This window comes from Phenylobacterium sp., assembly GCF_036495085.1.
Classification (GTDB): Bacteria; Pseudomonadota; Alphaproteobacteria; order Caulobacterales; family Caulobacteraceae; genus Phenylobacterium.
On record NZ_DASXNL010000168.1, the window covers coordinates 1 to 10485 of the forward strand.

General features: G+C 64.9%; 7 protein-coding genes. 3 read left to right on the forward strand and 4 right to left on the reverse strand.

Annotated features, from left to right (window positions below):
- Positions 1-1332 (forward strand): MATE family efflux transporter (locus VGI62_RS18265; RefSeq protein WP_331505976.1); only part of this gene is annotated, 1332 nt, incomplete at its 5' end.
- 37 nt (positions 1333-1369) lie between these two features.
- Here the strand turns inward: VGI62_RS18265 and VGI62_RS18270 are convergent.
- Positions 1370-2263, reverse strand: coding sequence for a cobalamin biosynthesis protein CbiG (locus tag VGI62_RS18270; RefSeq protein WP_331505978.1), 894 nt, complete (start codon positions 2261-2263; stop codon positions 1370-1372).
- A 71-nt stretch (positions 2264-2334) separates the two neighbouring features.
- Positions 2335-3336 (reverse strand): NADP-dependent oxidoreductase, encoded by a 1002-nt coding sequence (locus VGI62_RS18275; RefSeq protein ID WP_331505979.1) that lies wholly within the window; start codon positions 3334-3336, stop codon positions 2335-2337.
- Between the two features lie 131 nt (positions 3337-3467).
- Between VGI62_RS18275 and VGI62_RS18280 the strand changes: the two genes are divergently transcribed.
- Complete coding sequence (locus VGI62_RS18280; protein WP_331505980.1) at positions 3468-4391, forward strand: Gfo/Idh/MocA family oxidoreductase; 924 nt, start codon at positions 3468-3470, stop codon at positions 4389-4391.
- Between the two features lie 23 nt (positions 4392-4414).
- On the opposite strand, the gene VGI62_RS18285 is transcribed toward VGI62_RS18280, so the two are convergent.
- Complete coding sequence (locus VGI62_RS18285; RefSeq protein ID WP_331505981.1) at positions 4415-7123, reverse strand: TonB-dependent receptor; 2709 nt, start codon at positions 7121-7123, stop codon at positions 4415-4417.
- A gap of 248 nt (positions 7124-7371) precedes the next feature.
- Between VGI62_RS18285 and VGI62_RS18290 the strand changes: the two genes are divergently transcribed.
- Positions 7372-7851, forward strand: coding sequence for a glutathione peroxidase (locus tag VGI62_RS18290; RefSeq protein WP_331505982.1), 480 nt, complete (start codon positions 7372-7374; stop codon positions 7849-7851).
- An 86-nt stretch (positions 7852-7937) separates the two neighbouring features.
- Here the strand turns inward: VGI62_RS18290 and VGI62_RS18295 are convergent.
- Positions 7938-10485 (reverse strand): TonB-dependent receptor (locus VGI62_RS18295; protein ID WP_331505983.1); only part of this gene is annotated, 2548 nt, incomplete at its 5' end.

Sequence of the window (10485 nt, forward strand, 5' to 3'; positions counted from 1 at the left end):
CGCCCCCGTCCCATCCGCACCGAACTGGCCGAGCTCCTGAAGCTCTCCTGGCCGGTGGTGATCTCGCGCCTGGGCATCATGTCCATGGGCCTCACCGACGCGATCGTCGTGGGGCGCTATTCTGCGACGCAGCTCGGCTATCACGCACTGGGCTGGGCGCCGACCAGCGTCGTGGTCACCATGGCCATCGGCCTGCTTTCCGGCGTGCAGGTGATGACGGCGCGAGCCATAGGCCAGGGGCGGCGCAACGAAACCGGCGCGGTGTTGCGGCGCGGCCTTGTCTACAGCCTTTGGATTGCGCTGGTCTCGACGGCCGTGCTGGCGGCGGCCGGGCCGCTGTTCCTGCATACAATCGGACTGGAGAAGAGCCTTGCTGACGGCGCAAGCCGCGTCCTGCTGGTCTTCTGCCTTTCGATGCCGGGCTACATGATCAGCACCAGCGCAAGCTTCTGGATGGAGGGCCTGTCGCGCCCGGGACCCGGGGCCTGGGCGATGTGGATCGCCAACGGGGTCAACCTGGCGCTCGATCTCCTGCTGGTCCCCGGAACCTTCGGCCTGCCGGCCCTGGGGGCCATGGGGGGCGCGTGGGCCACGACCGGGGCACGCACGTTCCTGGCCATCTACATGCTGGGCTATATCGCGCTGATGCCCGAGGCGCGTCTTTTGGGCGTTTTCAAAAAAGCCCCGCGCGACCGGGCGGCTGAGGCTGAGCAGCGGCGCATCGGTTTCGGAGCCGGCGCATCCAACTTCTTCGAAGTCGCGGCCTTCTCCAGCATGAACATCATTGCCGGCTGGATCGGCGGCCTGGCGGTCGCGGCCTGGGCGATCGTGCTGAATGTCGCGGCGATCGTCTTCATGGTTCCGCTCGGACTTTCGACGGGGGCCGCGGTGAGGGTCGGCCGGGCCTATGGCGCGCGCGACCCAGCCGGGATGATCCGCGCGGGCCTGATCGCCTTTGCCGTGACCGGTCTGTTCGGCGTCATGGTCTCGCTCGCGATCTGGCCGAGCGCGGCCCTGATCGCCGGCGCCTATACCGAAAACCCGCTCACGCTGGCCATGGCGGTCCCGGCGCTGGCGCTCTCCTGCCTGATGTATTTTCCAGACTCCCTGCAGGTGGTCATAGCCCAGTCGCTTCGGGCGCGCGGTGATGTCTGGCTGCCGACCGGCACGCATATGACGAGCTACATCGTCGTCATGATGCCGCTCGCCTGGTGGCTGGCGATCCCGATGGGCATGCACCTGATCGGCATTGTCTGGGCGGTGGTGATCGCCAGCGTGATCTCAGCGGTGCTGCTCATGGGGAGGTTCTGGATCCTGAGCCGCAGGGGCTGACCGCTCGTCGAGAGAGAGCCTCTGATCGCGCCAGGCTCTAGCCGGCGCCGAGGATCCAGCCTTCTTCGCGCTCCGCATCCAGCACCGCGTCAGCCGCCGTGCCCTTAGCCGGGCCAAAGAGCTCGCCAAGCTTGTTCGCCTCGTCGAGTCTGGCGAAGTGCTCTGCGGTGGTGCGCACCTGGGTCAGGTCCTTGACCTCTCCCGGCAGCGCTTGGCCCTTGATGAGCGAGGGGTAGACCTCGGCCAGCACCATGTCGACGCCGGCAAGGTCAGCCTCGGTCAGGGCCTTGAAGCCGGTTTCGAACGGCCAGGCCTTGGCCTCGCGCGCAAGCCGCAGGCGGCGCACCACAGGCAGGCCCAGGATCGCCTGGCCGCCCACCGAGCCGTTATAGTAGAGCTTCCAGATCGAGGACGCGCCCTTCGCCGCCAGATCGGTGTGGCGGAACTCCGGCAGGTCGTCGGGGCCGTGCGGGCGCATCTTCTTCGGCTGAAGCGTCGTCAGCGTATCGCGCGGAGGGCAGCCCCAGAACGGGAAGGGGCCCCCGGTCAGTCGCCGGTTGATCTCGGAGGCCACACCGAAACGGTTGTTGGTGTTGTCGACCTTGTCCTTGACCATCTTGTCGACCTGGTCCCAGGCGGCGCGCCAGGGCGCTTCGCCCGGAAGCTTCAAGGCCTCGGCGAAGCCTCGCGGAAAGCCCAGCGGGAAGTCGAAACCCACCAGCGCGCGCTCCGAACGCTTCTTCAGGTCGTCGAGGACCGCGCCCAGCCGCTTCTCGGCCTCGGTGCGGGTCGCGACATTGAAGCCCTCGAAGGCCATGCGGAAGCGCACATCGCGCTTCAGCACGCCGATCCAAACGGAGTCCGCCCCGGTGGTCGGCTTGGAGGCCGCGCTCCAGTCGACGATCACATAGGCGCTAAAAAGGCGCGGCACTGGGCAAGCTCCGGGGGCGAGGGACGAGCGGTTCTAGCGTCTCTGCCATTGCCGGCCAACGATGCTTTTGATCAGCCGAGCTTCACGAGCATCTTGCCGAGGTTTTCACCCTTGAAGAGGCCGATGAAAGCCTCGGGCGCCTTTTCGATGCCTTCGAATATCGTCTCCTTCCAGGTGACCTTGCCCTCGGCCACCCACGTCGAGAGGTCGGCGATGTATTGCGGCATCATTCCGAAGTGGTGCGAGACGATGAAGCCTTCCATGCGGATGTTCTTGCCGATCAGCTGGGCCAGGTTCGTGGGGCCAGGTTCCGGCTTGGTGGCGTTATAGATCGAGATCATTCCGCAGATCGCAAAGCGGGCGAAGAGCTTCGCCGAATTCAACGCCGCCTCCAGGTGATCGCCGCCGACGTTGTCGAAATAGACGTCGATCCCGTCCGGCGCGGCCGCCGCCAGCGCAGCGTTCAGGTCCTTCTGCGCCTTGTAGTCGATCACGTGGTCGACTCCGATCTGCTTGAGAAACGCGACCTTTTCGGCGCCGCCCGCCGAACCGATCACCGTGTGGCCCTTGGCTTTGGCGATCTGGCAGACCATCGAGCCGACGGCCCCGGCCGCTCCGGACACGAACACCACGTCGCCATCCTTCAACGCCGCGACCTTCAGGAGGCCGGCGTAGGCGGTGAGGCCCGGCATGCCTGCGGCGCCCAGGAAGGCTTGGACAGGCAGACCGCGCGGATCAAGCTTCTGCAACGCCTTGGCCGGCGCATTGAAGCCCTCGCGCCAGCCGAAGCCCGACTGCACCAGATCGCCGACCTTGAGGGACGGATCGTTGGTCGCGGTCACCTCGCCGATCGCGCCGCCGTCCATGGTCTTGCCGAGTTGGAAGGGTGGGGCGTAGCTCTTCACGTCGTTCATGCGGCCGCGCATGTAGGGGTCGACCGTCATCCAGAGGTTTTTCACCTGCACCTCGCCGGCGCCGGGCGCGGTGAGCTCGACGCTCGCCAGTTCGAAGTTGTCGGCCGTAGGCAGGCCGGACGGGCGGCTCTTCAGGCGGATCTCACGGACATTGGTCATGACACTGGGCTCCCTCGGACCTGACTGGCCCGTTCAAACGAATGTTTAGCTTGGGCGCCCGGGTGGCGTCGAGGACCATGACCTGCTAGGCGGCGGACCCTGTTCGGAGAAATCCATGGCTGAGTCCTCCCATGTCTGAACCTTTGCGGGGCGGCGTGATCGGCGCGGGCGTGTTCGGCGGCTATCATGCGAACCAATACGCCCGGCTGCCCGGCGTCGTCCTGTCGGCTGTCCTCGACACCCATCCCGAGCGCGCCGCCAAGGTCGCCATGCCTCTCGGCGGGCGAGGCTTCACGGACATGGCGGAGTTCCTCGAGGCGGTGGACGTGGTCACGGTGGCCTCGCCCGCGACCTTCCACGCCGAACACGCGCTGGCGGCGCTGGCGGCCGGGAAGCCGGTCTATGTCGAAAAACCCATCGCGACCTCGGTAGGCGACGGCGAGCGGGTGCGCGCGGCGGCCGCCGCCAAGGGCCTTGTTGTCGCCTGCGGCCACCAGGAGCGGGTGGGCTTCCAGGCCATGGGGCTGCTGGATATTCCCGAGCAACCGCTCCTCTTGGAGGCGCTGCGGCACGGTCCGCCCTCGGAGCGCAGCCGTGACGTCTCCGCCGTGCTCGACCTGATGATCCACGATATCGACCTGGCGTTGGTGATCTCGGCTTCCGACCCGGTGACGGCGGAAGGGGAGGGCAGGTTGAGCGGCGATGGCGTTTGGGACGTAGCGCGCGCCGAAGTCAGCTTCGAGGACGGGTTCATGACGGTCTTCGACGTCTCGCGACAGGCGCCGGAGCGCAAACGCACCATGCGGATCGTCTATCCGTCCGGCGAGGTCGAGATCGATTTCATGGCCAGGACCTACCGCAACACAACGCCCTTTCCGCTGAATGCCGACCTGGCTGGAACCCCGGCCGGGACCGACCCCCTGGGCGTCAGCGTCCAGGGCTTCCTGAAGGCTGTGCGCGGCGAGGCGCCTCGGCCGATCGTCACGCTCCAAGAGGCCATCCGCGCGCTCGACCTGGCGCTGGCCGTGGAACAGGCGCTGGCTGACCCAGGCTGATCCGGGTCCGCCGCCCCGGCCCCCTAGAAGAACCGGTACTGAAGTTCGACACCGTAAGTGCGCGGCGGTGTCACCGAATAGTTTTTGAACACGCCCTGGATTACGTTCGTGCCCACGCCTGAGGCGTCGTTGGTGGTGCCGGCGAAGCGGTAGCCGGTCGCCCCGGCGTCGTAGCCCAGCCGGTCGAACATGTTCTTCACGTAGGCGATGACCTTGGTCTTGGAGTCCTTTGAGGTCCAGGTCAGCCGGGCGTCCACCTGATCCCAGGACGGCGCCTCGTTGTAGGGCCGGGTGAACAGGGTTCCGTACTGCACGTCCCGCCAGATGTAGCTGGCCGAAGCGGCAAGCGAGCCATGCTCCAGCGGCCAGGTGTAGTTGACGTTGAACGCGACCTTGTTCTTCGGCGAGTTGGGCAGGCGATTGCCCGACAGGTTCTGGAAGCGTTGCAGGCCGCCGCCCGGAATTCCGACGGTGTAGATGTCGGCCGCGCAGCCGATGGCCGGGCAGGGGAGGGGCTTGGCGCCCGGGGCCAGGGCGGCGGGGTCGGCGATGTCGACGGCCGAGCCTTCTTCCACGTGGGCGTCGAGGTAGGAGTAGTTGAACAGGAACTGCAGGTGGTCGATCGGCTGCCAGGTGGCTTCCAGCTCGACGCCTTGCGATACCGATTTGGGAATGTTCAGGAAATTCGTCGAGGCCTGGGTCAGGCCGCCGGCTGTCGAGACCGACTGAATCGGGATCTGCAGGTTGTGATAGTCATAGTGGAAGATCGCGATGTTGGTCTGGATCGTTGCGCCGAAGTTCTTCTTGAAGCCGACTTCAAAGGAATCGACCGTCTCCTTGTCCGTCCAGGGCTCGAAGCTCAGCACCGTGAAGATGCCGATGTTGAACCCTCCAGACTTATAGCCGCGGCTGTACTTGAAGTAAGCGTTCGTGTCGGGATCGGGCTGCCACTCGACGCCGGCGGTGCCGGTCCAGGCGCTCCAGCTGGCGTCATAATGGCGCGTCGCAAATCCGGAGACGGGATCATAGGTGGTGAGGCTCGTCACGCCCTTGGGGAGCGGGTCGGCCGCCGTGCCGGCCGGTGCGGAGACCACCGTCGGCAACTGGGTCAGATCCACCGCGGGGGTGGCGGTCCCAAGGACTTCGGGCGCCGCAAGGCAGGCCGGCACCGCAAAGCAGAGAAGCCGTACCGACTCGGTTCCGTATTTGCGGTCGTGCGAATAGCGCAGCCCGCCGGTGAGCTTCCACGCCTCGGCCACCTTCCAGTCTATCTGGCCGTAGCCGGCGTAGGATTCGGCGTGGACATCCGGCCGGTTGTCGAACCGCCGGAAGTTCGTTTCGGGCGCGCACGTTCCGAAGGTCTGGGCGCAGAAGAAGCCGGGCAGGCCGAAAGGCCCGTTCCATTGGGGTTGGTTCGGGTTCGTGGTGTAGACCGGCTGCGTGTAGTGCTGCGTGAAATAGTAGGCGCCGGCCACCCACTGCAGCGGGCTGTCCTTGGTGGAGATCAGGTTGAGCTCGTGGCTCCAGAAGCCGTTGTTCTCACGATAGTCGAAGCTCTCCGCCGGATTGATCACCAGCCCTCCCGGCAGGGTGTAGGAGGTGATCGGGGCCGCGATGGTGTTTGGCAGCGGCCCTGGTCCGGTGGGGCCGGTCAGCTCGTAGTGATAGTCCACGCCGCCGGTGATGTACTTGATGTCGAAGTCCTTGGCGTGCCAGGTGAAGTGGCCGGCGAAGGTTTCGTAAAGCGGCAGGCGCACCACGTAGGGAACAACCCGCGCGATCGTCCAGGGGCTGTTGAGCGCCGGGTTGACGCAGCCCTGTGGTGAGGCGTTCACGACATGGGTCGTGTTGGGGTTGCACCCATAGCCGTTGTTCAGCTCCGTGGCGGTCGGCCCGTATTCGAAGGTCGGATAGGGCGCTTGCGTCCACCCGCCGGACGCTGCCCCGGGACCGCCCGCGCCATTGCGCCAAAGGCCGCCGGCCAGCTTCAGCCAGACGTCCATCTTGTCGTCGAAGAGCTTCATCTGGAGTTGGCCCTCGAGGAACCACTCGTCGATGACGTTGCCCTCCTGCGGCATACCCGGGACGATGTTCTTGGCCCAGCCCTCGCCCTGACGCTCCCAGTCGCCGGCGATACGGAACTGGACCTTGTCGCTGATCGGACCTGAATAGGCGCCCTCGATGGTCGAGTGGTCGTAGTTCGCGTAGCTCACGCGGACTTCGCCGTAGGGCTCTTCGGTCGGACGCTTGGAGATCTCGTTGATGGCGCCGCCGATGGCGTTGCGGCCATAGAGGGTGCCCTGCGGGCCACGCAGGATCTCGACACGGTCCAGAAAGAGGGTGGAGCGGCCGGCCTGGACGGCGAAGGTCTCGTAGATGCCGTCGTTGTAGTTGGCCACCGAGGCGTCGGCCGAGAGCACGTTGGTCTGGCGGCCCACGCCGCGGAGCGAAATGCGGTCGGTCGATGAGTTGTACTGCAGGCCCGGTGTGAAGTTGGTCATGTCCTGGATCGAGTTGATCCCGACAAGCTCGCGCTTGGCGTCGGTGAACGCCGAGACCGCGACCGGCACATCCTGCAGGCTCTGCTCGCGCTTTTCAGCTGTGATTACGAGTTCTTCGATGGTGTTGGTGGCTGCCGCCGATGCACCGCTGCGGGTCTGAGCGTGGGCCCCGAGACCCAAGGCGCTCGCGGCAAGCGCACTCGTCAACATCAGGCGATGCTGGAAATTCATGCGAGACCTCCCAAACCGTTTGTGGCGCTATTGGCTGCGTTTTTCGGAAAAGCTCAGTCCGCGCTCTTCACAGCGTCAATCTCAGATCCTCAACTGATCAACGGTAATGAAATAACAGTGTTACAAAAGTAACAGCTTAGCCATAAGTGGCTAACAGGGATGCAACAGTGCGAAACACCCGCGTTTATGCTGAAGCTTGTACGGATTGGGCGAAGATCAATTCCAAAGCTGCCCCGGAGACTTAAAAAATGACCGCCAACGCCTACGAATTTGCGTTCAACACCATCGATGGCGCGCCGCTGCCATTGACCAGTTTCAAGGACAAGGTCGTCCTGGTGGTGAACACCGCCTCGGCCTGCGGACTGACGCCGCAATATGACGGCCTTGAGAAGCTCTACTCGGACTACAGGGAAAAGGGCCTCGTGGTGCTGGGCGTGCCCTGCAACCAGTTCGCCGGCCAGGAACCGGGGACGGAGGCCGAGATCAAGACTTTCTGCGAGACCCGCTTCAGCGTCGACTTCCCGCTGACCTCCAAGGTCGAAGTGAAGGGCGAGGGCGCGCACCCCTTCTACAAGTGGGCGCAGGAGCAACTGGGCGAGCCCGCGGTTCCGGTCTGGAACTTCCACAAGATCCTGATCGGCCGGGGCGGCGAGGCGCTGCAGGCCTTCGGGCCTCGCACCGATCCGGAAGCCCCGGAAGTCACCGGCGCGATCGAAAAGGCGCTCTAGCAGCCGCGCTCAGCGGCGGCGGGGACCTGGATACGACAAAGGCGCCCCGCCGGAGCGGAGCGCCTTCGCCAGGTTAAGGCTTGCCCCTAGAAGAACCTGTACTGCAGCTCGACACCGTAGGTCCGGGGCGGGGTGAGCGAATAAGTGCTTTCGATGCCCTGGAGCACGGGTGTGTTGCCATTGAAGCCGGCCAGCCGCGTCCCGGCCGCGCCGCCCTCGTAGCCGAGGCGGTCGAAGACGTTCTTTACGAAGCCGACGACGGTGTACTTCTTGTTAGCGCCGTTCCAGGAGACGCGCAGGTCGACCTGATCGTAGGACGGGGCCATGTAGTATGAGCGGTTGAAGATCGAGCCGTACTGCTTGTCGCGCCAGACATAGCTGGCGCTGGGTGTCAGCGATCCCGCGTCGAGGACGAAGGTGTAGTTGACGTTCAACGCCACCTTGTTCTTCGGCGCGTTGGGCAGGTTGTAACCCGACAGATTCTGGCCGCGCTGGATATTGCCGGTGAAGACGTCGCACGAGCCGGTGGGGTTTGTCACGCAGGTGCCGCCAGGCGTGTTGGGACTGGCGCCGGGCTGCTCCGCGGTGGGGTCGGCCGGATCGACGACGCCGCGGGCCGAAGTGATGTGCGCGTCCAGGTAGGAATAGTTGAACAGGATCTGCAGGTGATCGATCGGTTGCCAGGTCGTTTCCAGCTCGAAGCCCTGCGATACCGCCTTGGGCACGTTGTAGAACACGGTCTCGGTCAGACCAATTCCGCCACCGGTGGGGACGATGTCGATCGGCACCTGCATGTTCGAGTAGTCGTAGTAGAATATCGCTGCATTGGCCTGGAAGGTGTGGCCGAGGTTCTTCTTCAGGCCAATTTCGTAGGCGTTCACGTGCTCCGGATCGGTCTCCGGCGTGAGGTTGAAGAAGGCGCTGGCTCCGACGTTGAAACCGCCCGCCTTGTAGCCGCGGCTGTAGCGGAAGTAGGCCATCGTGTCGGGGTCCGGATCCCACTGGACGCCGGCCGTTCCGGTCGTGGCTGACCAGTGGTCGTCATAGTTCCGGTGCGCGAAGCCCGTAGCTGGGTCGATGGTCGTGAGCGACGAGACGCCCTTCGGCAATGGCCCCGGAAGGAGGTTGTTGGTGACCGAAGGAAGTTGGGTCAGGTCGATCACGAAGGCGCCGAGGATATCAGGCCCGAAGCCGCCGCTGCAGGCCGACACGCTGAAGCAGAGCAGTCGGCCGTCCTCGGTGCCCCGCTTCTGGTCGTAGGTGTACCGAAGACCGCCCGTGACCTTCCAGTGCTCGGCGAAGTTCCAGTCGATCTGGCCGTACGCGGCCTTGCTGGTCGTGTCGATGTCCGGCCGGTCATCGTAGAACCGCCCCGTGCCCGCGAGGTTCGGACAGACACCGGCGGTAAAGGCGCAAACGGCGTTGGTCAGCTGCGGGGCGCCGAAGGTGTTCATCTGCGGCTGGTCGATCAGCGTGCCCGCCGTCGGCTGGACGTAGTTCTCAGAGTAGTAGTAGAGGCCGACGATCCATTGCAAAGGTCCATTGCCCGTGGAGGCCAGGTTGACCTCGTGGCTGATCCATTTCAGCGCCTCGCGATATTCTGAGATTTCGCGCGGGTCGATCACTGCTCCCGGGAGGCCGAAGACGCTCGGGATCGTGAACTGGGTGATCCCGGGCTGGTCGCCCGGTCCGCCGCCGTTCGTCGGCAGGACGGCGGTGTAGTTATAGTGGGTCCCCCCCACGACGTACTTCAGATCCATTCCGGGGAAATGGTAGGTCCACTCGCTCGAGGCGATCCACGTCGCCACCAGGTTCGCCTCGGCGTTCGTGGTCGACGAGAAATCCCGCGCATTATTGATCGCGGGGTTGCTGCAGGCCTGGGCGACGGAGACGTTGCCCGCGGTCACGATCTTTGTGGCGGTCGTGTTCGCCGCGCACGCGTACGCGGCGTTTACGTAGAAGCCGGGGCTGTTGAACTCGTAGGTCGGGAACGCGTGGGGTGTCCAGTAGGTCCGTTGCCCTGGTCCGCCGCCGTCGTTGTGCCATTGGGCCCAGGCCAGCTTCGCCCAGCCGTCGAAGTTGTCGTTGAAGTGGAACTTCAACTGCCCCTCGACGTACTGCTGGTCGATGATCGCGCCTTCGTCACGCCCGCCGGGCACGACGTTGTGGAAGTATCCGTCAGTCTGCTTCTCCCAGTTGGCGCCGAGGCGGAACTGGACGCCTGGGATGGCCGTCGGGCCGGATACCGCCCCCTCAAGGATGAAGTGGTTGTAGTTCTGATAGTTGGCGCGGACCTCGCCGTACCAGTCTTCAGTCGGGCGCTTGGAGATGATGTTGATCGCGCCGCCGATCGAGTTGCGGCCGTAGAGGGTGCCCTGCGGACCCCGCAACACTTCCACCCGGTCGACGAACAGCGGCGTCTTGCCGGCTTCGACCGTGGAGGAGGTGTAGATACCGTCCGAGTACTGGGCGACGCTGATGTCGGCGGCGTGCACGTTGGTCAGGCGCCCGACGCCACGCAGTGTGTTGCGATCGTTCCCGGCGTTGTATTCCAGGCCCGGCGTGAAGTTGGTCATGTCGGTGATCGAGGTGATCCCGATCAGGTCGCGGCGTTCCGAGGTGAAGGCCGAGACC

What these genes read in the sequence shown, in the direction of transcription:
- VGI62_RS18275 (WP_331505979.1), bottom strand. Translation starts at nt 3,336, where the DNA reads ATGACCAATGTCCGTGAGATCCGCCTGAAGAGCCGCCCGTCCGGCCTG.
- VGI62_RS18280 (WP_331505980.1), top strand. Translation starts at nt 3,468, where the DNA reads ATGTCTGAACCTTTGCGGGGCGGCGTGATCGGCGCGGGCGTGTTCGGC.
- VGI62_RS18285 (WP_331505981.1), bottom strand. Translation starts at nt 7,123, where the DNA reads ATGAATTTCCAGCATCGCCTGATGTTGACGAGTGCGCTTGCCGCGAGC.
- VGI62_RS18290 (WP_331505982.1), top strand. Translation starts at nt 7,372, where the DNA reads ATGACCGCCAACGCCTACGAATTTGCGTTCAACACCATCGATGGCGCG.